18 protein-coding genes, 1 tRNA gene and 1 pseudogene are annotated in these 21,747 nt (G+C 65.6%); 17 read left to right on the top strand and 3 right to left on the bottom strand.

What is annotated here, in order from left to right; all coding sequences use genetic code 11:
* Window positions 1–3 precede the first annotated feature (3 nt).
* From WI26_RS09910 to cyoD, 7 genes are all read left to right on the top strand, one after another.
* Window positions 4–97: transfer RNA gene (locus tag WI26_RS09910), tRNA-Ser, on the top strand.
* 185 nt (window positions 98–282) lie between these two features.
* Window positions 283–1,656 carry a hypothetical protein gene (locus WI26_RS09905; protein ID WP_069225851.1) on the top strand — a complete coding sequence of 458 codons (1,374 nt, stop codon included), beginning with the start codon at window positions 283–285 and terminating at the stop codon, window positions 1,654–1,656.
* A gap of 448 nt (window positions 1,657–2,104) precedes the next feature.
* A complete protein-coding gene (locus WI26_RS09900; protein ID WP_059464153.1) occupies window positions 2,105–3,631 on the top strand; it encodes a complex I subunit 4 family protein in 1,527 nt (508 codons plus the stop codon).
* A gap of 280 nt (window positions 3,632–3,911) precedes the next feature.
* On the top strand, window positions 3,912–4,799 hold the full coding sequence (gene cyoA, locus WI26_RS09890; RefSeq protein ID WP_059464152.1) for a ubiquinol oxidase subunit II: 888 nt from the start codon (window positions 3,912–3,914) through the stop codon (window positions 4,797–4,799).
* Between the two features lie 3 nt (window positions 4,800–4,802).
* A complete protein-coding gene (cyoB, locus tag WI26_RS09885; protein WP_059464151.1) occupies window positions 4,803–6,809 on the top strand; it encodes a cytochrome o ubiquinol oxidase subunit I in 2,007 nt (668 codons plus the stop codon).
* Window positions 6,809–7,417: a cytochrome o ubiquinol oxidase subunit III gene (gene cyoC, locus WI26_RS09880; protein ID WP_069225850.1), complete on the top strand. Its 609-nt coding sequence runs from the start codon at window positions 6,809–6,811 to the stop codon at window positions 7,415–7,417. The genes cyoB and cyoC overlap by 1 nt, the downstream gene beginning before the upstream one ends.
* Window positions 7,418–7,750: a cytochrome o ubiquinol oxidase subunit IV gene (gene cyoD, locus WI26_RS09875; RefSeq protein WP_011352504.1), complete on the top strand. Its 333-nt coding sequence runs from the start codon at window positions 7,418–7,420 to the stop codon at window positions 7,748–7,750. It begins immediately after the preceding gene.
* A gap of 106 nt (window positions 7,751–7,856) precedes the next feature.
* Here the strand turns inward: cyoD and WI26_RS09870 are convergent, their stop codons facing one another.
* The gene (locus tag WI26_RS09870) at window positions 7,857–8,159 is read right to left on the bottom strand and encodes a DUF4148 domain-containing protein (protein WP_069225849.1); all 303 of its coding nucleotides are present in this window, start codon (window positions 8,157–8,159) and stop codon (window positions 7,857–7,859) included.
* Window positions 8,160–8,376: 217 nt separating this feature from the next.
* Between WI26_RS09870 and WI26_RS09865 the strand changes: the two genes are divergently transcribed.
* From WI26_RS09865 to WI26_RS09855, 3 genes are read left to right on the top strand one after another with little or no spacing between them, the layout of a single operon-like run.
* Window positions 8,377–9,051 carry a response regulator transcription factor gene (locus WI26_RS09865; RefSeq protein WP_069225848.1) on the top strand — a complete coding sequence of 225 codons (675 nt, stop codon included), beginning with the start codon at window positions 8,377–8,379 and terminating at the stop codon, window positions 9,049–9,051.
* Window positions 9,052–9,062: 11 nt separating this feature from the next.
* Entirely contained in the window at window positions 9,063–10,454 is a 1,392-nt protein-coding gene (locus WI26_RS09860; RefSeq protein WP_069225847.1) for a sensor histidine kinase, read from the top strand.
* 19 nt (window positions 10,455–10,473) lie between these two features.
* Entirely contained in the window at window positions 10,474–11,139 is a 666-nt protein-coding gene (locus tag WI26_RS09855) for a response regulator transcription factor (protein ID WP_059510879.1), read from the top strand.
* A gap of 74 nt (window positions 11,140–11,213) precedes the next feature.
* Here the strand turns inward: WI26_RS09855 and WI26_RS32965 are convergent.
* Window positions 11,214–11,456, bottom strand: a pseudogene (locus WI26_RS32965) (efflux RND transporter permease subunit); the annotation flags it as partial.
* A gap of 312 nt (window positions 11,457–11,768) precedes the next feature.
* On the opposite strand from WI26_RS32965, the gene WI26_RS09845 reads away from it, so the two are divergent.
* From WI26_RS09845 to WI26_RS09820, 6 genes are all read left to right on the top strand, one after another.
* Window positions 11,769–12,131 (top strand): hypothetical protein, encoded by a 363-nt coding sequence (locus WI26_RS09845; protein WP_059464222.1) that lies wholly within the window; start codon window positions 11,769–11,771, stop codon window positions 12,129–12,131.
* A gap of 202 nt (window positions 12,132–12,333) precedes the next feature.
* Entirely contained in the window at window positions 12,334–14,196 is a 1,863-nt protein-coding gene (locus WI26_RS09840) for an extracellular solute-binding protein (RefSeq protein WP_059537931.1), read from the top strand.
* 52 nt (window positions 14,197–14,248) lie between these two features.
* A complete protein-coding gene (locus WI26_RS09835) occupies window positions 14,249–15,292 on the top strand; it encodes a microcin C ABC transporter permease YejB (protein WP_069225845.1) in 1,044 nt (347 codons plus the stop codon).
* A gap of 75 nt (window positions 15,293–15,367) precedes the next feature.
* Window positions 15,368–16,465 carry an ABC transporter permease gene (locus WI26_RS09830; protein ID WP_059464142.1) on the top strand — a complete coding sequence of 366 codons (1,098 nt, stop codon included), beginning with the start codon at window positions 15,368–15,370 and terminating at the stop codon, window positions 16,463–16,465.
* A complete protein-coding gene (locus WI26_RS09825) occupies window positions 16,462–18,087 on the top strand; it encodes an ABC transporter ATP-binding protein (protein WP_069225844.1) in 1,626 nt (541 codons plus the stop codon). The genes WI26_RS09830 and WI26_RS09825 overlap by 4 nt, the downstream gene beginning before the upstream one ends.
* Before the next feature lie 128 nt (window positions 18,088–18,215).
* The gene (locus tag WI26_RS09820) at window positions 18,216–18,890 is read left to right on the top strand and encodes a C40 family peptidase (protein ID WP_069225843.1); all 675 of its coding nucleotides are present in this window, start codon (window positions 18,216–18,218) and stop codon (window positions 18,888–18,890) included.
* 142 nt (window positions 18,891–19,032) lie between these two features.
* On the opposite strand, the gene WI26_RS09815 is transcribed toward WI26_RS09820, so the two are convergent.
* Window positions 19,033–19,959, bottom strand: a complete 927-nt coding sequence (locus tag WI26_RS09815) for a patatin-like phospholipase family protein (protein ID WP_069225842.1) — start codon at window positions 19,957–19,959, stop codon at window positions 19,033–19,035.
* Between the two features lie 281 nt (window positions 19,960–20,240).
* On the opposite strand from WI26_RS09815, the gene gltX reads away from it, so the two are divergent.
* Entirely contained in the window at window positions 20,241–21,650 is a 1,410-nt protein-coding gene (gene gltX, locus WI26_RS09810; RefSeq protein WP_059537936.1) for a glutamate--tRNA ligase, read from the top strand.
* The last annotated feature ends 97 nt before the right edge of the window (window positions 21,651–21,747 follow it).

The following is a 21,747-nucleotide window of genomic DNA, read 5'->3' as shown; positions in this document are numbered from 1 at the left end:
TTGGGAGACGTGGCCGAGAGGTCGAAGGCACTCCCCTGCTAAGGGAGCATCTGGGCCAAAACCTGGATCGAGGGTTCGAATCCCTCCGTCTCCGCCAAAAGCGGTGACAAAGCCCCGCAAGTTCTCGGACTTGCGGGGCTTTTTCTTTTTCCGCTGCGTTTTCGCGCGCGTCGCCCGGCGTCACGCTTCGTCCGGACAGCCAATCAATGCTCGACTTGAGCGGCGCTCATGCGCTAAATAGGCGTATCGCCTCGCGCGGCTCAATCCGGGGTTCCGGCACGCATGCATTCCGTACTGACCATCCTTTCGCATCGACCCGTCGACGGGCTCGTCGAGAATCACGAACGTTACGCGCGGGGCCGCGGCTACCGGCACGCGATCGTTGACGGCACGCATGTATACGGCGAGCGCCAGCAGGTGCTGCACAAGTACCACGCGATCATCGCGCAGCTCGTCGCGATGGAGCAGGGCGCGTTGCTGCTCGTGCTCGATCCGTTCTCGGTGGTGTTCGGCCAGCATGCGCTGCCGGATGTCGCGGACGGGTATGACGCAATCGTCACGACGCAGACGTCGAAGTCGCCGTTGCCCGCCGCGAGCGGCATGATCTTTCGTAACGTGTCCGACGTGCGCGAATGCCTGCGCAAGCTGGTGGTCGAGCTGGGCAAGTGGGCGATGCACCTGCCCGAGCGGCAACATGCATGCGAGGCGACGCTGCTTGCCGAGCACTTCCCGCCGCTGCCGTTCGATCAGCCGCTCGCGACCGGCTATTTCGCGTCGGCCCAGACGGTGTGGGGCGACGGGCTCGCGATCGACGATGTCGTCGGCGCGCATCCGCTCGTGGCGCACCACGCGCCCGAATGGCAACAGATCGAGGGCGTATGGGCGCCGACGCCCGACTATGACTTTCGCTACGTGCTCGCGCTCGTCGACGATGCGGCGCGCGTTCAGCGGGGCGACCATTCGCGCGCGATGGACGATTGGCGTGCCGCGCAGCAGCGAACGCGCGCGCCGGCACGGCACCTGAACCCGTATGCGGATATCGCGTTCGTCAGCCTGCACACGTCGCACATCGCGGGTTACGGCGATGTTCACGAAGAGAACTTCGTTCGCTATTGCACGCGACACGGCTATGCGTACCACGCGTATCGCGAACCTCCCGCGTTCGTACCAGCCGGCGTCGATGCGAACTGGGCGAAGCTGCACCTGATTCGCGAACATCTGCCGGATCACGCGTTCGTGTTCTGGGTCGATGCGGACATCCTCGCGATCGATCAGCGGCAGACGGTCGACAGCGTGATCGACGGCCGCGATTTCGTGATCGGCACCGATCACACGGCCTGGGCGATCAACTCGTGCATGATCGGCGTGCGCAACGTTGCGCCGATGCGCGAACTCGTCGAGCGCATATGCGCGCGCATCGAGAGCTTCGACGATCGGTCGTCGGTCTACGCGAGCGGCGGCGACCAGCAAGCGATCTACGTCGAACTGCTGGAAGCAGGCATGATCGACGCGCGCTACATCGTCGATGCGACGTCGCTCGCGTCGTCGCCGGTCTATGCGACGCGCGACAGCCGTTTCGTCCATTTTCCCGCGCAACACAATCACTATCGAGCGGTGACAATGCGCGTGTGGGACAGGCTGAGCCATCACCGCTGACGGAATGCGCCGCGACTCCGCTGGTTCGGCGCGCGGCGATCGTCGATCGTCTGAATAAAAACGAAAGCATCGATGTAAGGATTGAATCGATCTCATTCATCCTTCCCCGTATTCGCCGCTTGCACTCCGAAGAGCCGGTCTTCAGACAAAAATGCGGCTTCGCACCGACTCACGCGATCGACGCCTCGTCGCAATACAAAAAATTACTCATAAAAATCAGTAGGCTATCCAGGCATCGTGGAAGGGAGCTTTGCTGCGATGCAAAAAATAATCAATCGCCTTATGCTGGTTAACCCGATTGCGCTTGAGTGGCGTCAACCTTCGCGCTGATTCCGCTTTACATTTTGCCAACATTGGCGATTCACGAAATCTATCTGTCGATTTGATTTCGTTCCTTTCGTCACGCCTGTTCCGAATGCAGTGCGCGACCTTCTCAAGGCCTGTTGACATGCATGATTTCCCCTTCCTGAGCCTGGCGATCTGGGTTCCGATTCTGTTCGGTGCGTGCCTGCTGCGCGCGGGTTCCGACCATCATCCGCATCGCACGAGACTGATCGCGCTCGTCGGCGCACTCGCTGGGCTGGCCGCCGTCGTGCCGCTCGTCACCGGTTTCGATTCCCACTCGGCCGCGATGCAGTTTTCCGAGACGCGCAACTGGCTGGCGGCCTTCAACGCCGGCTGGCGCGTCGGGATCGACGGCGCGTCGCTGTGGCTCGTCGTGCTGACCGCCTTCACGACGCTCGTCGTCGTGATCGCATCGTGGGAGTCGGTGACGGTGCGCGTCGCGCAGTACTACGCGTCGTTCCTGATCCTGTCGGGGCTGATGGTCGGCGTGTTCGTCGCACAGGACGCGCTGCTGTTCTTCATCTTCTTCGAGGCGACGCTGATTCCGCTGTACCTGCTGATCGGCACGTGGGGCAGGGAGCGGCGCGTCTACGCGGCGGTGAAGTTCTTCTTCATCTCGTTCGCGGGTTCGCTGCTGCTCTTGATGGCGATGCTGTACCTGTACGCGAAGTCTCATACGTTCGACATGAATGCATGGCGCACGCTGCAGCTCGGCTTCGCGCCGCAGTTGCTGGTGTTCCTCGGCTTCTTCGCCGCGTTCGCGGTCAAGGTGCCGATGTGGCCGGTGCATACGTGGCTGCGCGACGTCTACACGGACGGCCCGACCGGCGCGGCGCTGATGCTCGCGATGCTCAAGCTCGGCGGCTACGGCTTCCTGCGCTTCGCGCTGCCGATCACGCCGGACGCGAGCCACTTCTTCGCGCCGGCCGTGATCGCGCTGTCGTTGTTCGCGATCGTCTACGCGAGCCTGATCGCGCTCGCGCAGACCGATCTCGGCAAGCTGCTTGCCTATTCGACGGTCGCGCACATGGGGATCGTCACGCTCGGGCTGTTCCTGTTCAACCGGATCGGCGTCGAAGGCGCGATTGTTCAGCTCGTGTCGTACGGCTTCGTTGCGGGCGCGATGCTGCTTTGCGTGAGCGTGCTCGTCGATCGCACGAAGCAGCGCGAGATCGCCGCGTACGGCGGCGTGGCGGGCGTGATGCCGCGCTTCGCGACGTTCGCGCTGCTGTTCGCGATGGCCAACATCGGCCTGCCGGGCACGTCGGGCTTCGTCGGCGAGTTCATGGTCATCATGGGCGCGATTCGCGTCAACTTCTGGATCGGCGCAATCGCGGCGCTCACGCTGATTCTCAGCGCGTCGTACACGTTGTGGATGGTCAAGCGCGTCGTGTTCGGCAAGGTCGCGAGCGCGCGCATCGCGAAGCTCGCCGACCTCAGCCGCCGCGAAATCGTGATGTTCGCATCGCTCGCGCTGGTCGTGCTGATGGTCGGCGTCGATCCGAAGCCGTTCACCGACGCGATCGACCCGACCGTCGCGCGGCTGATCGACGACGCCAGCCATTCGAAGCTGCCGGCCGGGGACGACGGCGCGCCCGCGCAGGCGTACGTGGCGGCGACGCACGGCTGATCGCGTGACGTCGCGCACAACGCTAGCGTCGCACGACGACGCGAGGGTTGTGCGCAGATCCATCCGGGCCGGCGCGGGCGGCGTCCGCGCCGGCTCGCGCTCGCCCTCCGGCTGCGTGAAATTGCCCCGCGACAATCTGTCTCACAGCAGATTTTGCAATGATGATTTGCCGCATCCGCCGGTTTTTCGTCGCACCCGCGCGACGTATGATTCGGCCACTTTCGTGGATCGAATGCGCATCGGGCATACGCAACGGATTCAATGACCCTCGGGCTGTGTGATGAAAAGAAAAGCTTCAAGAGGCTGGACGGCGCTGATATCGATCGGCGCGGCGCTGAGCCTGTCAGGCTGTAATTTAGATGTACTAAATCCGAAAGGAAGCGTCGGCGCCGCTGAAAAGGCGCTGATCGCAACGTCGACGTGGGCGATGCTGGTCGTCGTCGTGCCGGTGATCCTGCTCACGCTGTGGTTCGCGTGGCGCTACCGCGCGTCGAACCGCAACGCCGCCTACGCGCCGAACTGGTCGCACTCGACCGCGATCGAGGTCGTGATCTGGACGGTGCCGACGCTGATCATCCTGTTTCTCGGCGTGCTCACGTGGAAAACCACGCACGAGCTCGATCCGTACAAGCCGCTCGAGTCGTCGGTGAAGCCGATCGACGTCGAGGTCGTCGCGCTCGACTGGAAGTGGCTGTTCATCTATCCGGAGCTCGGCATCGCGTCGGTGAACCAGCTCGCGATTCCGGTCGGCACGCCGGTGAACTTCCGCATCACGTCGGATTCGGTGATGAACTCGTTCTTCATTCCGCAACTCGGCGGCCAGGTGTACGCGATGGCCGGCATGCAGACGCGCCTGCACCTGATCGCCGACGAAGCCGGCGACTACGCGGGCACCTCCGCCAACTTCAGCGGCCGCGGTTTCTCCGACATGAAATTCCGCACGCTCGCCGAGCCGCGCGAGCAGTTCGACGCGTGGGTGCAGAAGGTGAAGGCTTCGCCCGACCGGCTCGACGCGACCGTGTACGGCACCGTCGCGCAGCCGAGCGAGAAGGCGCCCGTGCGCTACTTCTCGTCGGTCGATCCGCGGCTCTTCCACAACATCATCGCGAAATACAACGATGGCCACGTCCTCGACCTGAAGGACGCCGCCTGCGGCACGAAGGGGTAACGCATGTTCGGCAAACTCACACTATCGGCGATCCCGTTCGATCAGCCCATCATCATGGGGGCAGGTGCCTTCATGGGGCTGGTCGTGCTGGGCATCCTCGCCGCGCTGACGATCACCGGCCGCTGGAAGTGGCTGTGGACGGAATGGCTGACGACGGTCGACCACAAGAAACTCGGCGTGATGTACATCATCGTCGCGCTGATCATGCTGCTGCGCGGCTTCGCCGACGCAATCATGATGCGCATGCAGCTCGCGCTCGCGTACAACGCGCCCGGCTACCTGCCGCCGCACCACTATGACCAGATCTTCACCGCGCACGGCGTGATCATGATCTTCTTCATGGCGATGGTGTTCATGGTCGGCCTGATGAACCTCGTCGTGCCGCTTCAGATCGGCGCACGCGACGTCGCGTTTCCGTTCATCAACTCGCTGTCCTTCTGGATGACGGCAGTCAGCGCGATCCTGATCAACGTGTCGCTCGTCATCGGCGAGTTCGCGCAGACGGGCTGGCTCGCGTATCCGCCGCTGTCGGAGCTGCAGTTCAGTCCGGGGGTAGGGGTCGATTACTACCTGTGGGCGCTGCAGATCTCGGGTGTCGGCACGCTGCTGACCGGCGTGAACTTCTTCGTGACGATCATCAAGATGCGCGCGCCCGGCATGACGCTGATGAAGATGCCGGTGTTCACGTGGACGGCGCTCTGCACGAACGTGCTGATCATGGCGTCGTTCCCGATCCTGACCGCAACGCTCGCGCTGCTCGGCCTCGACCGTTACCTCGGCATGCACTTCTTCACGAACGAAGCCGGCGGCAACGCGATGTTGTACCTGAACCTGATCTGGGCGTGGGGCCATCCCGAGGTTTACATCCTGATCCTGCCGGCGTTCGGCATCTTCTCGGAAGTCATCGCGACGTTCTCGAAGAAGCCGCTGTTCGGCTACAAGACAATGGTGTATGCAAGCTGCGCGATCATGGTGTTGTCGTTCCTCGTGTGGCTGCATCACTTCTTCACGATGGGCTCCGGTGCGAACGTGAACGCGTTCTTCGGGATCATGACGATGATCATCGCGATTCCCACCGGCGTGAAGGTGTTCAACTGGCTGTTCACGATGTACCGCGGCCGGATCGAATTCACGACGCCCGTGCTGTGGACGATCGGCTTCATGGTCACGTTCACGCTCGGTGGCATGACCGGTGTGATGATGGCGATCCCGGGCGCGGACTTCGTGCTGCACAACAGCCTGTTCCTGATCGCGCACTTCCACAATGTGATCATCGGCGGCGTGCTGTTCGGGTACCTCGCGGGCTTCAACTACTGGTTCCCGAAGGCGTTCGGCTTCAAACTGAACGAGAAGCTCGGCAAGGCCGCGTTCTGGTTCTGGCAGGTCGGCTTCTACGTCGCGTTCGTGCCGCTCTACGTGCTCGGCTTCATGGGCATGACGCGGCGACTGAATCACTACGACAACCCGGCATGGCATCCGTGGCTGCTGGTGGCCGCGTTCGGCGCCGTGCTGATCGCGATCGGCATCGCGTGCCAACTGCTGCAACTGGTCGTCAGCATCCGCAACCGCAACCTGCCGGCATACCGCGATACCACGGGCGATCCGTGGGGCGGTCGCACGCTGGAATGGGCGACCTCGTCGCCGCCGGCCGAGTACAACTTCGCGGTGATCCCGCAAGTGCGCACGCTCGACGCGTACGCCGACATGAAGGCGCGTGGCGACGGCCGGCCGAACCCGGCGACGATCCGCGACATCCACATGCCGTCGAACACGTGTGCGGGCCTGGTGGTCGCGATCTTCAGCCTGGTGCTGGGTTTCGCGCTCGTGTGGCACATCTGGTGGATGGCGATCGGCGGCCTGGTCGGCATCATTGCGACGCTCGTGGTCTACAGCTCGCGTGACAACGACGGCTACTACATCCCGGCGTCGAAGGTGCGCAGGATCGAAGAGAAGCAACCGGCGGCGCGCGTGGCCGCGCGCGTCGACGACGTGGAACTGGAGGCCAACTGATGTTGCAGAAAACCTTTAGCGCAACCTTGCTCGAGCACGATGACCATCCGCCGTCGCACTCGGTGTTCGGCTTCTGGCTGTACCTGATGACCGACTGCGTGATCTTCGCGGCGCTGTTCGCGACGTTCGCGGTGCTCGGCAACCAGTACGCGGGCGGTCCGACCGCGAAGGACCTGTTCGACATTCCGGGCGTCGCGGTCGAAACCGCCGCGCTGCTGCTGTCGAGCATCACCTACGGTTTCGCGATGCTGGCCGCGTACAAGCAACGGCGCGGTGCGCTGCTCGCGTGGCTCGCGGTGACGTTCGTGCTGGGCGCGGCGTTCCTCGCGATGGAATTGCGCGAGTTCTCGCACCTGATCGCGGAAGGCGCGGGCCCGCAGCGCAGCGCGTTCCTGTCGGCGTTCTTCACGCTGGTCGGCACGCACGGACTGCACGTGACGGCCGGCCTGATTTGGATGCTCGTGCTCGCCGGGCAGATCGTATCGCGCGGCGGCGATCTGACCGATCGCGACCTGCGGCGCCTGACGTGCCTCAGCCTCTTCTGGCACTTCCTCGACATCGTGTGGATCTGCGTGTTTTCCTTTGTCTATCTCGCGAGCGTGATCTAAATGGCTCATTCGCATTCGTCTCAACTCGAAGAAGGGCACGGCAGCGTCGGCGGCTATGTTGCCGGCTTCATCCTGTCGGTGCTGCTCACGGCGGCGTCGTTCGGCCTCGTGATGGGCGGCGTGCTGTCGCCGCACGCATCGCTGATCGCGCTGGCCGTACTCGCGTTCGTGCAGATCGTCGTGCACCTCGTGTACTTCCTGCACATGAACGGTTCGTCCGGCCAGCGCTGGAACGTGATGGCGTTCAGCTACACCGTGCTCACCGCGGCGATCCTGATCGTCGGCACGCTGTGGGTGATGCACAACGTCAGCATGAACATGATGTCGCGCTGACCGGCATCGCGGCGCAGCGGACGATATCCATGCGCGTTCACGCAACAAAGGCGGCACGCGAGTGCCGCCTTTTTTTTCACTTCTGCCGCGCCGTGCGCGCGGCTCTTCAGCGCGTGCTCGTGCCCGCGTCCGCCGTCAGCGCATGGATGCAGTCCGTGCGGTACTCCGCCGCGAGCCGGCGCTTTGCAGCGTCGAGATCATCGGGATAGTAAGGACCGCTGTGTGCGGGTTCGTAGCCGACCTGCTCGAGTTCGGCCAGCTCGCGCACGAGATCCGCATGCGTGACTTCGTGCCGCGTGTGAACGAACGGGTAGGCGCTGCATTCCTGCGGCGTCAGGTGCGGCGCCGCGAACGCGGCGGTGCTGGCGCATGCGAGCAGCATGCAGGCGACGGTAGTCGACAGTTTCATCCAATGGCTCCCGAGTTCGCGGCCCGATGCCGCATGACGTCAGCGTACGCGGCGTGCGGGGCCATGTGGGCGACGCACGGATGAAACATGTTTCACCCGCGCTCGCCCGATGCCGGATGAAGCTATTTTCATCTTCCGCCGGATGGCGATCGAGGCGTCTACGATAGTTGCGCGCGCATCGGATGCGCGCGTCGTGACATCCATTGCGAGGACATGCATGCGAGTACTGACGGTCGAAGACGATGCGGTGACCGCGAACGAGATCGTTGGCGAATTGACCGCGCGCGGGTTCGAAGTCGACTGGATCGACAACGGCCGGGAAGGGATGATGCGCGCGATGAGCGCGTCCTACGATGCGATCACGCTCGACCGGATGCTGCCGGGCGCGGACGGCCTCGCGATCCTGACCGCGATACGCACGGTCGGCATCGATACGCCGGTGTTGATGCTCAGCGCGCTCGGCGACGTCGACGAGCGCATCCGCGGGCTGCGCGCGGGCGGCGACGACTACCTGACCAAGCCGTTCGATTCGGGCGAGCTGAGTGCACGCATCGAGGTGCTGTTGCGCCGCCGGCAAGCGTCGGGCGTGCCACAGCAAACGCTGCTGACGGTCGGCGCGCTCGAGCTCGATCTCATTTCACGTCGCGCACGCCGCGGCGCCGACGAGATTGCTTTGCTGCCCACCGAGTTTCGCGTGCTCGAATTCATGATGCGCAATGCGGGGCAAACCATCACGCGCACGATGCTGTTCGAAGCCGTGTGGGGTTATCACTTCGATCCGGGCACCAACCTGATCGATGTCCACATGGGACGGCTGCGCAAGAAGATCGATCCGCCTGGCGTCGCACCGATGATCCAGACCGTGCGCGGCTCGGGCTACATGCTCGGATGACGGGGGCACGGATGGATGCGACCCGTGCGGCGAACTTCACGCGCCGCTGGCATACGACGACGTTTCGCTGGCTGTGCGCGTATGCGGCGATTTTCTCGGTTTCGCTGCTGTTGCTCGCGGGCGTGGTCAACGTCGCCGCGACGCATACGATGACGCGCGACACCGACGAAGTGCTCGCATGGCAACTGATCTATTTCGATTCGATTCCCGATGCGGAGCTGCCGCTCGCGATCCACCAGCGGCTCGAGCATGAACGCTTGCATACGAGTTTCTACGGCCTGTTCGACGCGGCCGGGCGCCGCGTGGCAGGTGACATCGCGACGCTGCCGGTGCTGCGCGCCGACCGGCAGGGACGCACGCTGGACCGCACGCTCGTGCGGCTCGACGGCCAGCCCGCGCTGGTCACGCGCGCGATGGTTGTGCACCGTGACAACGGGATGACGCTGGTGGTCGCGCGCGACCTGTCCCATTTCATCCAGATTCGCGAGGTCGCGATCCGCGGGCTCGTGATCGGCGGGGTGCTGATCCTGATCGCGGGCATCGCGGGCGGCAGCATGCTGGGCGTGCGGCAGATGCGTCGCGTCGCGGCGATCCGGCGCGTCACGCGACAGATCGCCGAGGGCGATCTCGGCAAACGGCTTCCGGTGGGGCGCTACGACGAACTCGACCTGCTTGCGCATCTCGTGAATCACATGCTCGACGAAGTCGAGCGGCTGATGGGCGAGGTGCGTCATACCTGCGACGGCATCGCACACGATCTGCGCACGCCGCTCGCGCGCGTGCATACGATGCTGGCGCGGCTCGCCGAGCAGCCGCATTGCGCGCACGATCCGGCGTCGGCGCAACTGCTGGCATCGGCGCGCGATGAAACCGACCGGCTGCTCGAGCGCTTTCGCGCGATGCTGCGCATCTCCGAGATCGGGACGCTGAGCCGGCGCGGCGGTTTCGCCGCGGTGGACGTCGCGGCGCTGCTGCGCGACGTATTCGATTTGTACGAGCCGCTGGCCGACGTAGGCGGCGTAGCGTTCGAACTCGATGCGATGCCCGTCGATGGCATTCATGGCGACCGCGCGTTGCTGTTCGAGGCGTTCAGCAATCTCGCGGACAACGCGATCAAGTTCACGCCGCCCGGCGGCCGCGTGCGCGTTGCGCTCCACATGACGCCGAATGGCCCGCTCGTGCGGTTCGACGACACCGGGCCCGGCATCGCACCCGACGAGCGCGACGCGGTGCTCGAGCGTTTCTATCGCGGCGAGCGCACGCGTCACGTGCACGGTTCGGGGCTCGGATTGAGCATCGTGTCGGCGGTGGTGCGCGTACACGGCTTTGCTTTGCGGATCGGCGATTCGCAACCGGCCGGCACGGCGATCACGGTCGAATGCTGGCCGCGCTCGCTCGGATGAACGCACCGGAGCACGGTCGATGCGCATCCTGCTGATTTCTCCCGCGACGCCGGAAGCGGCGCGACTCGACAAGGCGTTTCGCGAAAGCATGCACGGCGTCGAGCGTGTCGACGGATGGCGCGACGGCTGCTTCGCGGCGACGCAGGACCGCTTCGACGCAATCGTGCTGGTCGAACCCGATGCGACTGCCGCCGGGGTGCCGCTCGAGATATTGCCGCGGCTTGCCGCATCGGCCGGCGGTGCGGCCATCGCCGTGCTTGTCGCCGGTGCGACGCCCGAACGACGCGCGCGGCTGCTGCACGCCGGATGCGACGTATGTCTTGTTCGACCTTGTTCATTCGTTGAACTGCACGAACGCTTGCGTGCGTTGTGGCGCCGCTCGGGCATCGTCGCGCGACGCGAGCCGGTGAGGCTTGACGCGGCCACGCGCGCGCTGGAGGAGCGGGGCCGGCGGCTGGCGCTGAGCGCGCGGGAATTCCGCGTCGTCGAATGCCTGCTGCGCGAGGCGGGGCGGCCGGTCGGGCGCGATGCCGTGCTGCGTTACGCATGGGACGAGGCGGATATCGAACCCGAAACCGTCAACGCACTGATCGTGCGGCTGAGACGCAAGCTCGCCGTGCACGCGTTTTCCGCACGCATCGAGACGGTTGCGCGCTTCGGGTTCAGATTCGATGCGGGCGGGTGACGGTGCGACGCCCACCCGGATTCGGGCATCGCCGCCGGGTGCCCGTATGCCGGGTGCCGCGCGACTGCAACTCGATGTGCGACGTCGTTGACCGCCGTGCCGAGCGGGCGCTCGTGGTACGTGACGATGCGCCCGGCCATGTCGGCCGGTTGCAGGCCCGCATTGTTCCAGACGACGCTGATGACCGGAATCCGGACGTCGGGGAAAATGTCAGTCGGCGTGCGCACGGTCGCGAGCGGCTCGGCGATCAGGATCAGCAGCGCATGGACGATGAACGTATAGGGGCGCGCGAGCGCGAGTCCGACGAGTTCCAGCAGCGGCGAGGTGTCCGCCGGCGCGGGGCGCCGGCCTGTCGGCGAGGACCCGAAGCGTGGCGCGAGCCCGCATCGGCTCGCGGAGTGTGCGCGGTGCCGCTTGACGACCGCGGGCGAGGATGAAAGATGTCTGAGGAAGGGCGGAGCGGGCCCGCGACCGGCGCAGCCAGGCGGGCCGGGCACCAAATGTTACAAGACGTTAGCGGGTGCTTCGCGCTGCGATGCTGCGCATCAGTTCTTACAAACTTGAAATATGCGACGACGGCGCTTGTCGCTATAGTCGAATCACACATGAAACAACTCGAAGAGGAATCCATGAAGACTTTGCGTGTTGCCTCGCTCTTGACCGGTATGACGGCCTTGCTCGTGTCGGGCGCAGCAATGGCGGGAGTCAATGTCGGGATCAACGTCGGCGTTCCGGCTCCGGTCTACGTCGCGCCCGCGCCCGTGTATGCACCGCCGCCTCCGCCGGTCGTCTACCAGCCGGCGCCCGTGTATGCACCGGCGCCCGTCTACGCGCCGGCACCGGCGATCGTGATCGGCTGGCACGGCGACCGTTACTGGGACGGCCGCCGCTACTGGGGCCGCGACGAGTGGTATCGCCATCATGGCCGCGGCTGGGGTGGCGATCGCGATCACGGTCATTGGGATAACGGCCGCCACAACGGCTGGCGTTGATCGACATGTGGCGCACGCCTGGCGCGTGCGCGCATGAAATGAAGACCGCCCGCGTGGCGGTTTTCTTTTGCCCGCGCGGGCCGCGCGCGGCGGTTGCGATGCGCTGGCGCCACGCACGACGTGTGCTCGGGCTCGCTCGACGTCGAATTGAATGGGTAGAATCGACCCACGTTCCATTCCTCAATCGACCGACAGGGCCTCTATGACGAAGGGTTCGCCCCGGGCCGCCACCGCGCGTGCAGTACGGGCCGCCGGCCGCACGGCGGCAGCATGGGCAATACAGGCGATACTCGCCGCGACGGCCGCGCATGCGGCCCATGCGATCGCGCAGTACGGCGAGCCGAAATATCCGCCGGGCTTCAAGCACTTCGACTACGTGAACCCGGACGCGCCGAAGGGCGGCACGCTCGTGCTCGCGAACCCGAACCGGCTGACGTCGTTCGACAAGTTCAATCCGTTCACGATGCGCGGCAACCCCGCGCCGGGCATCGACTTGCTGTTCGAGAGCCTTGCGACCGGCAGCATGGACGAGCCGGCATCCGCGTACGGGCTGCTCGCCGACGACATAGCGGTCGCGCCGGACCGCCGCTCGGTCACGTTCCACCTGAACCCGCGCGCGCGCTTTTCGAACGGCGACCCGGTCACGGCCGAGGACGTCAGGTTTTCGTTCGACACGCTGAAGAGCAAGCTCGCCGCACCACAGTTCGGCGCGTATTTCGCTGAAATCGCGAAGGCCGTGGTGGTCGATCCCGCGACCGTGCGTTTCGAATTCCGCAGCGCGAACCGCGAGCTGCCGTTGATTGCCGGCGGCGTGCCGGTGTTCTCGCGCAAGTGGGGGCTGCGCGCGGACGGGTCGCGGATTCCCTTCGACCAGCTCGCGTTCGAGCAGCCGATCGGCAGCGGCCCGTACCTGATCGAGCGCTACGACAATGGCCGCACCATCACGTATCGGCGCAATCCTGCGTACTGGGGCGCCGATCTGCCGGTGCGCATCGGCACCGACAACTTCGAGCGGATCGTCTACAAGCTATACGGCGACGGCGTCGCGCGACTCGAGGCATTCAAGGCCGGCGAGTACGATGTGCTGGTCGAATACATCGCGCGCAACTGGACGCGGCGCGACGTCGGCAAGCGCTTCGACAGCGGCGAGCTCGTCAAGCGCGAATTCCGCCAGCACAACGGCGCGGGCATGCAGGGTTTCTTCATGAACCTGCGCCGGCCGCAGTTTCGCGACGTGCGCGTGCGTCAGGCGCTCGATCTCGCGTTCGACTTCGAATGGCTGAACCGCCAGCTGTTCTATAGCGCGTATACGCGTCTCGACAGCTATTTCGCCGATACCGACCTGCAGGCGACCGGCACGCCGGGCCCGGGCGAGCTGAAACTGCTGGAGCCGTTGCGCGCGCAACTCGACCCGGCCGTGTTCGGGCCGATGGTCACGCAGCCGAACACGAACCCGCCGGGCTCGCTGCGCGCGAATCTGCTGAAGGCGCGCGCGCTGCTCGCGCAGGCCGGCTGGACCTACCGCGACGGCGCATTGCGCAACGCGCAGGGCGAGCCGTTCACGTTCGAGATCCTCGACGATTCGGGCGCGGCGATGGAAGGCGTCGTGACCGCCTATCAGCGCAATCTCGCGAAGCTCGGCATCGACGCACGCTTTCGCACGGCCGATTACGCGCTGCTGCAGAAGCGGCTCGACGCGTTCGACTACGACATGACGACGGTCCGCCTGCCGGGCGTGCAGGTGCCGGGCGCCGAGCAGTTCTCCCGCTACGCCAGCAAATTCGCCGACGAACCGGGCTCCGACAACATCATCGGCCTGAAGTCGCCGGCCGTCGACACGCTGCTGCATGCGCTCGGCACCGCGCAGACGCGCGACGACCTGCTCGACGCGACGCACGCGCTCGATCGCGTGCTGATGCACGGGTATTACGCGGTTCCGCAGTGGTACAGCACGACGCACCGGATCGCGTACAAGCGCACGCTCGGCTATCCGCAGACGCTGCCGCTGTACTATTCGGCCGAGGGCTGGGTCGTGTCGACGTGGTGGGCCAAGCCCGATCACTGAAGCCTGCCGGCCCTTCGTTCAACCCAGCCTATCGATCGCGAGTCGACGCCCTATGTGGAGCTACATCCTCAAACGCCTGCTGCTGATGATCCCGACGCTCGTCGGCGTGCTCACGCTCACGTTCGCGGTGATCCAGTTCGTGCCGGGCGGCCCGGTCGAACAGGCCGTGCAGGAACTGCGCAAGGGCGCAACCGAGCAGGGCGCGACGCCGTTCGGGATGCGTGCGCATACGGGTGTCGACGCGCAGCAGCTCGCGCAGCTCAAGGCGCTGTACGGCTTCGACAAGCCGCCGCTCGAACGTTACTGGCTGATGCTGAAGCGCTTCGCGCGCTTCGACCTCGGCGACAGCTACTTTCGCCATCAGAGCGTGTGGTCGCTGATCGTGCAGAAGCTGCCGGTGTCGATCAGCATCGGGCTGTGGACGTTTTTCGTCACCTATCTGATCTCCGTGCCGCTCGGCATCGCGAAGGCCGTGCGCAACGGCTCGCCGTTCGACGTCGCGACGAGCCTCGTCGTGCTGATCGGCTATGCGATTCCGGGCTTCGTGCTCGGCGTGCTGCTGCTCGTGCTGTTCGGCGGCGGCTCGTTCTGGCAGTTGTTCCCGCTGCGCGGGCTTACGTCGGACAACTTCGCGCAGCTGTCGCTCGCCGGCAAGGTGCTCGACTATCTGTGGCACATCGCGCTGCCGATTACCGCCTCGGTCGTCGGCAGTTTCGCGGTCGTCACGATGCTGACGAAGAACGCGTTCCTCGACGAGATCCGCAAGCAATACGTGCTGACCGCGCGTGCGAAAGGCCTCGCCGAACGCACAGTGCTGTGGAAGCACGTGTTCCGCAACGCGATGCTGCCGCTGATCGTCGGGTTTCCGGCCGCGTTCATCGGCGCATTCTTCACGGGTAGCCTGCTGATCGAGACGCTGTTCTCGCTCGACGGCCTCGGGCTGCTGTCGTACGAGTCGGTCGTGCGGCGCGACTATCCGGTCGTGCTCGGCACGCTGTACCTGTTCACGCTGATCGGGCTCGCGACCAAGCTGATTTCCGACCTCTGCTACGTATGGGTCGACCCGCGCATTCAATTCGACAATCTGGAGCGCTGACATGAAACCGTCCGCCAGCACGCCGCTTGCCGGCGCGCCCGTCCGCCTGTCCGCGCTCGCCGGGCGAGGTGCGCGATGAACCGGGCCGTCGTGTCGTCCCGCATCGACGCGGCGCGCGCGCGCGTGTCGCCGTCGCCCGCGCGCCGGGTCTGGCAGCGCTTTCGCCAGCAGCGCCTCGGCTACTGGAGCTTCGTGATCTTCGTCGTCGCATTCGCCGCGAGCCTCGCGGCGCCGCTATGGTCGAACGACAAGCCGCTCGTCGTGCGCTACGACGGCCAGACCTATTTCCCGATGTTCCATGCGTATCCGGAAACCACCTTCGGCGGCGACTTCCCGACGCCGGCCGACTATCTCGATCCGTACGTGCGCAAGCGGCTCGAGGCGCCAGGCAACTTCGTCGTCTATCCGCCGAACCGCTACTACTACGACACGCTGAATTACTTCTCGACCGTGCCGAACCCGGCGCCGCCGTCGCGCGCGAACTGGCTCGGCACCGACGCGCAGGGGCGCGACCTGCTCGCACGGCTCGTGTACGGGTTCCGCGTGTCCGTCGAGTTCGGTCTGATCCTGACCGCGATCGGCACGCTGCTCGGGATCGCGGCGGGCGCGGTGCAGGGCTTCTTCGGCGGGCGCATCGACATCGTCGGGCAGCGGCTGATCGAGATCTGGAGTTCGCTGCCTGAGCTGTACCTGCTGATCATCTTCGCGTCGATCTTCGAGCCCAGCTTTCTGCTGTTGATCGTGCTGCTGTCGCTGTTCGGCTGGATCGGCCTGGCCGACTACGTGCGCGCCGAGTTCCTGCGCAACCGCACGCAGGACTACGTGCGCGCGGCCCGCGCGATGGGGCTCACGAACTGGCAGATCATCTGGCGCCACGTGCTGCCGAACAGCATGACTCCGGTGATCACGTTCCTGCCGTTCCGGATGAGCGGTGCGATCCTCGCGCTCACGAGTCTCGACTTCCTCGGGCTCGGTGTGCCGCCGCCGACGCCGAGCCTCGGCGAGCTGCTCGCGCAGGGCAAGGGCAATCTCGACGCGTGGTGGATCTCGCTGTCGACTTTCGGCGTGCTGGTCGCGACGCTGCTGCTGCTGACCTTCATGGGCGACGCGCTGCGCAACGCGCTCGACACGCGGATCGCCGATTCCGTGCGTGCGGCGGGAGGGCAGCGATGAGCACGACTTGCGCATCTCCGCCGCCAGGCGAACCGCTGCTGTCGCTCGAGCATCTGCACGTGCGCTTCGGCGACACGGTGGCCGTCGACGACGTGACGCTCGCGATCGGCCGCGGCGAGCGCGTCGCGCTCGTCGGCGAGTCGGGTTCGGGCAAGAGCGTGACCGCGCTGTCGATCCTGCGGCTGCTGCGAGACGCCGACGTGAGCGGCACGATCCGCTTCGCCGGGCACGACCTCGCCGGCAAGAGCGAGCGCGAGATGCGCGGGCTGCGCGGCTCGGACATCGCGATGATCTTCCAGGAGCCGATGACGGCGCTCAACCCGCTGTACACGATCGGCGCGCAGATCGGCGAGACGATCGTGCTGCACGACGGCGTGACGGCGGGCGAGGCGCGCAAGCGCGCGATCGCGCTGCTCGCGCGCACCGGCATCGCCGAGCCGGAGAAGCGCGTCGACAGTTACCCGCACCAGTTGTCGGGCGGCCAGCGGCAGCGCGCGATGATCGCGATGGCGCTCGCATGCCGGCCGCGCCTCTTGCTCGCGGACGAGCCGACCACCGCGCTCGACGTGACGATCCGCGCGCAGATCGTCGACCTGCTGCTCGAGCTGCAGCGCGATGAGGCGGAAAAGCGCGGGATGGCGATCCTGCTGATCACGCATGACCTGAATCTCGTGCGGCACTTCGCCGAGCGGGTCGCGGTGATGGAGCGCGGCAAGCTGGTCGAAAGCGGGCCGGTCGGGCGGATCTTCGCGGAGCCGGAGCATCCGTATACCCGGCGGCTGCTGAACAGCCGGCCGCAGCGCACGGTCGCGCCGGTGCTGCCGATCGCGCCCGTCGTGCTCGATGCGCGTCACGTCAGCGTGCAGTTCGCGCGCAAGCGGCCGGGCTTCGCGGGCTGGTTCCGCACGACGCCCGTGACGGCGGTCGCGGACGTGTCCGTGTCGGTGCGGCAGGGCGAGACGCTCGGGATCGTCGGCGAATCCGGCTCCGGGAAGTCGACGCTCGCGATGGCGCTGCTCGGGCTGCAAAGGACGGCGCACGGCGAGATCGAATTCCAGGGGCGGGCGCTGTCGACCTACCGCGGCCGCGAACAGACCGCGCTGCGCTCGAACATGCAGGTCGTCTTTCAGGACCCATTCAGCTCGCTGTCGCCGCGTCACACGATCGAGCGGATCGTCGGCGAGGGGCTCGAACTGCATCGCCCGGAGCTGACGCCGGACGCGCGCCGCGCGAAGTCGCTGGCCGTGCTGCGCGAAGTCGGCCTCGACCGCACGGTGCTGCATCGCTATCCGCATGAGTTCTCGGGCGGACAGCGCCAGCGGATCGCGATCGCGCGGGCGCTCGTGCTGGAGCCGCGCATCCTTATCCTCGACGAACCGACTTCCGCGCTCGACGTGTCGATCCAGCAGCAGGTGCTGAAACTGCTCGCGAATTTGCAACAGAAATACAACCTTGGCTATGTATTCATCAGCCACGACCTTGAGGTAATCGGCGCGATGGCGCATCGGGTCGCGGTGATGCAGGGCGGGGCGATCGTCGAGTCGGGAGACGTGGCCGATATCTTCACGAATCCGTCACATCCTTACACACAAAAGCTGTTGAAAGCGGTCTGGAAAGCGTGATAGGCGTCCAATGGTCTGACTATCTCGATTGTATTTTTTAATTTGTTTTGACAAACGATTACGCGCTGGCTAGTATCGACCGAAATTTTCCGCCAATCAGCTGATTTTTAAGCACATTCCATCGACCAATGCAGCATCGATCCCTGACCCAGGCATGCGCGCACACCCTCGCCGGGCTGTTTATCGGCGCCCTGTTCGCGGCAGCTCCCGGCGCGTTCGCCGACGAAGTCAGCAGTTTTAACCAGAATGTCACGAATTCGACTCAGATCGGATCGAATTCCTCCGTGCAGCAGGCCAGCGCGCAGCCGTCGAGCGGCGGTGCGAAGTCGTTCCTCGCCGGCATGGCCGGCAAGGCGGGCGATGTGGTCGTCGGCGCGCTGAACATGATCGGCGTGCGCTACCGCTGGGGCGGCAACTCGCCGGATTCCGGCCTCGACTGCAGCGGCTTCGTGCGCTACGTGTTCCAGGACACGCTCGGCATGTCGCTGCCGCGTCGCGCGGAAGAGATGAGCCGCGTCGGCGAGAAGGTCAGCATGAGCAACCTGAAGCCGGGCGACCTCGTGTTCTTCAACACGATGCGCCGTACGTTCTCGCACGTCGGCATCTACATCGGCGACAACAAGTTCGTGCATTCGCCGTCGACGGGCAGCACGGTTCGCGTCGACGATCTCGACAGCGGCTACTGGGAAAAGCGTTTCACCGGTGCGCGCCGGATCGAGTCGGCGTTCCCGATGAAGGCTGACGATCTGCGCCAGCGCGTGCGCGCGACGATCGGCGACGACGCGGCGAACGGCAGCAACTGACGCTCGCCGGCAATCGGCCGGATCAAAAAAACCCTGTCACCGAAAGGCGGCAGGGTTTTTTGCTTTTGGGTCGCGAAAGCGGTGAGTTGGGCGCCGCCGTCGCTGGCGGCCTGTTACGCGCCGCCCTCCGCGATGCGTCCGCTTATGCCGCTGCTGCCCCGCGCGCTGCCGCAAGCTTGCGCTGCAGCTCGGGCATGATGCGCGCGACCGCTTCCTCGCCTGCGAGGATGGCCGCATTGCGCTGGTTGAAGTCGCTGCCGCCCATTGCCGCGAGATTCGGGCGGATCACGACGTCCGCGTATTTGTCGAGCTCGTAGGTCTTGATCGTCTGACCCATGATCGTGAAAGTCTGCAGCAGCATCTCGATCGGGTTGTTGGTCGCCGCGCCGTCCGGTCGCGACGAGATGTCGACCGCGATCACGAAGTTCGCGCCCATCTTGCGCGCGAACGACGCGGGCACCGGGCTCACGAGGCCGCCGTCGACGTATTCGCGGTTGCCGATCTTCACGGGCTCGAACACCGACGGCACGCTGCACGACGCGCGCACGGCAAGCCCCGTATTGCCCTGCTGGAACAGGATCGGCTGGCCGTTCTGCAGGTCGGTTGCGACGACACCGAGCGGCTTGGCCATCTTTTCGATCGGCCGGTTGTTGAGGGTCTTGTTCAGGAAGTTCTGCAGCGCGACGCCCTGCAGCAGCCCGCGCGAGCGGAACGGCAGCGCCCAGTCGCTGATCGCCGCCTGGTCCATGTCGAGCGCGATCTTGTTGATCTGCAGCCCGCTCATCCCCGACGCGTACAGTGCCCCGACCACCGAGCCCGCGCTCGTGCCGGCGACGATCTCGATCGGGATGCCGCGCGCTTCCAGCGCCTTCAGCACGCCGATGTGCGAGAAGCCTCGGGCGGCGCCGCCGCCGAGCGCGATGCCGATCTTCACGGGCTTTTCGCGCGACTGCGCGGGATTCGCGGCGTTGCCGGGGCGGGACTTGTCGCCGAACGACGTGCAGGCGGCGAGGCTGGCGGATGCGCATGCGATCGTGAAGTGACGGCGCGACAGGCGAGGGGACGACATCGAATGGTTCTCCGGCGGCTTGGCGGCGGGCCGGGCGGCCCGCGGCGGCGATAGGTTCCGAGCGGCCCGTGCGGTACAAACCGCGCGGCCGGCGCGGCGCCGGCTGGCGGCCGCGGCGCGCACATCATAAAGCAAGCGGCGCGCTTGGCGCGAAGACCGGCGCGAGTATAATTCCGGCTTCTTTCCCGTTCCGGGCGCGGCCGGCCCCATTGCTGTCCGGGCTGTCGCCGTCGATCCCGCGTCGAATCATTCATGCGCCCCAGGCGTTCGAGTTACCGTTTATGACCCGTCCTGTCCGTACCCGCTTCGCGCCGAGTCCCACCGGCTTCATCCACCTCGGCAACATCCGCTCCGCGCTCTATCCGTGGGCGTTCGCGCGCAAGATGAAAGGCACGTTCGTGCTGCGTATCGAGGATACCGACGTCGAACGCTCGTCGCAGGAAGCCGTCGATGCGATCCTCGAGGGGATGCAATGGCTCGGCCTGGATTTCGACGAAGGCCCGATCTACCAGATGCAGCGGATGGACCGCTATCGCGAGGTGCTCGCGCAGATGCTGGAGAAGGGCCTCGCGTACCCGTGCTACATGTCGGCCGAGGAGCTCGACGCGCTGCGCGAACGCCAGCGCGAGGCCGGCCTCAAGCCGCGCTACGACGGCACGTGGCGTCCGGAGCCGGGCAAGGTGCTGCCCGAGCCGCCGGCCGGTGTGAAGCCCGTGCTGCGGTTCCGCAACCCGCTGACCGGTACGGTTGTGTGGGACGACGCGGTGAAGGGGCGTGTCGAGATCTCGAACGAGGAACTCGACGACCTCGTGATCGCGCGTCCGGACGGCACGCCGATCTACAACTTCTGCGTGGTCGTGGACGACATGGACATGAACATCACGCACGTGATCCGTGGCGACGACCACGTGAACAACACGCCGCGCCAGATCAACATCCTGCGCGCGCTCGGCGGCGAGCCGCCCGTCTATGCGCACCTGCCGACCGTGCTGAACGAGCAGGGCGAGAAGATGAGCAAGCGGCATGGTGCGATGAGTGTGATGGCGTATCGCGACGCCGGCTTCCTGCCGGAGGCCGTCGTCAACTACCTTGCGCGTCTCGGCTGGTCGCACGGCGACGCGGAAATCTTCTCGCGTGAGCAGTTCGTCGAATGGTTCGACCTCGAGCATCTCGGCAAGTCACCCGCGCAATACGACCACAGCAAGCTGAGCTGGCTGAACGCCCATTACATCAAGGAAGCGGATAACGCGCGCCTCGCCGCGCTGGCGAAACCGTTCCTCGACGCGCTCGGCATCGACGACGCAGCGATCGCGACGGGTCCCGCGCTCGATGCGGTGGTGGGCCTGATGAAGGATCGCGCGACGACGGTCAAGGAGATCGCCGAAGGCGCCGCGATGTTCTACCGCGTGCCGGCGCCGGACGCCGACGCGCTCGCACAGCACGTAACCGACGCGGTGCGTCCGGCGCTGGCCGACCTCGTCGCCGCGCTGAAAGCAGCCGACTGGACGAAGGAGGCGGTGTCCGCCGCGTTGAAGGCAACGCTCGGTGCGCACAAGCTGAAGATGCCGCAGCTCGCGATGCCGGTGCGCCTGCTGGTGGCGGGCACGACGCATACGCCGTCGATCGATGCGGTGCTCGTGCTGTTCGGGCGCGACGTCGTGGTGTCGCGTATCGAGGGTGCGCTGGCCTGAGGTTGACGGCGAGGGCGAAGCCGCTCGTAGGCGACGTCACGGTGGCTTCGCAAAAAAATTCGCTCGAATCGCAAAAAGGGTATTTACAAGTTCAAAT

Source organism: Burkholderia diffusa (genome assembly GCF_001718315.1).
GTDB lineage: Bacteria > Pseudomonadota > Gammaproteobacteria > Burkholderiales > Burkholderiaceae > Burkholderia > Burkholderia diffusa_B.
Note: the sequence above shows the minus strand (reverse complement) of the source record. Positions and strands in the feature narration are given on the sequence as shown.

Coding starts and splice junctions, on each gene's coding strand:
- WI26_RS09905 (WP_069225851.1), top strand. CDS start 283: ATGCATTCCGTACTGACCATCCTTTCGCATCGACCCGTCGACGGGCTC.
- WI26_RS09900 (WP_059464153.1), top strand. CDS start 2,105: ATGCATGATTTCCCCTTCCTGAGCCTGGCGATCTGGGTTCCGATTCTG.
- cyoA (WP_059464152.1), top strand. CDS start 3,912: ATGAAAAGAAAAGCTTCAAGAGGCTGGACGGCGCTGATATCGATCGGC.
- cyoB (WP_059464151.1), top strand. CDS start 4,803: ATGTTCGGCAAACTCACACTATCGGCGATCCCGTTCGATCAGCCCATC.
- cyoC (WP_069225850.1), top strand. CDS start 6,809: ATGTTGCAGAAAACCTTTAGCGCAACCTTGCTCGAGCACGATGACCAT.
- cyoD (WP_011352504.1), top strand. CDS start 7,418: ATGGCTCATTCGCATTCGTCTCAACTCGAAGAAGGGCACGGCAGCGTC.
- WI26_RS09870 (WP_069225849.1), bottom strand. CDS start 8,159: ATGAAACTGTCGACTACCGTCGCCTGCATGCTGCTCGCATGCGCCAGC.
- WI26_RS09865 (WP_069225848.1), top strand. CDS start 8,377: ATGCGAGTACTGACGGTCGAAGACGATGCGGTGACCGCGAACGAGATC.
- WI26_RS09860 (WP_069225847.1), top strand. CDS start 9,063: ATGGATGCGACCCGTGCGGCGAACTTCACGCGCCGCTGGCATACGACG.
- WI26_RS09855 (WP_059510879.1), top strand. CDS start 10,474: ATGCGCATCCTGCTGATTTCTCCCGCGACGCCGGAAGCGGCGCGACTC.
- WI26_RS09845 (WP_059464222.1), top strand. CDS start 11,769: ATGAAGACTTTGCGTGTTGCCTCGCTCTTGACCGGTATGACGGCCTTG.
- WI26_RS09840 (WP_059537931.1), top strand. CDS start 12,334: ATGACGAAGGGTTCGCCCCGGGCCGCCACCGCGCGTGCAGTACGGGCC.
- WI26_RS09835 (WP_069225845.1), top strand. CDS start 14,249: ATGTGGAGCTACATCCTCAAACGCCTGCTGCTGATGATCCCGACGCTC.
- WI26_RS09830 (WP_059464142.1), top strand. CDS start 15,368: ATGAACCGGGCCGTCGTGTCGTCCCGCATCGACGCGGCGCGCGCGCGC.
- WI26_RS09825 (WP_069225844.1), top strand. CDS start 16,462: ATGAGCACGACTTGCGCATCTCCGCCGCCAGGCGAACCGCTGCTGTCG.
- WI26_RS09820 (WP_069225843.1), top strand. CDS start 18,216: ATGCAGCATCGATCCCTGACCCAGGCATGCGCGCACACCCTCGCCGGG.
- WI26_RS09815 (WP_069225842.1), bottom strand. CDS start 19,959: ATGTCGTCCCCTCGCCTGTCGCGCCGTCACTTCACGATCGCATGCGCA.
- gltX (WP_059537936.1), top strand. CDS start 20,241: ATGACCCGTCCTGTCCGTACCCGCTTCGCGCCGAGTCCCACCGGCTTC.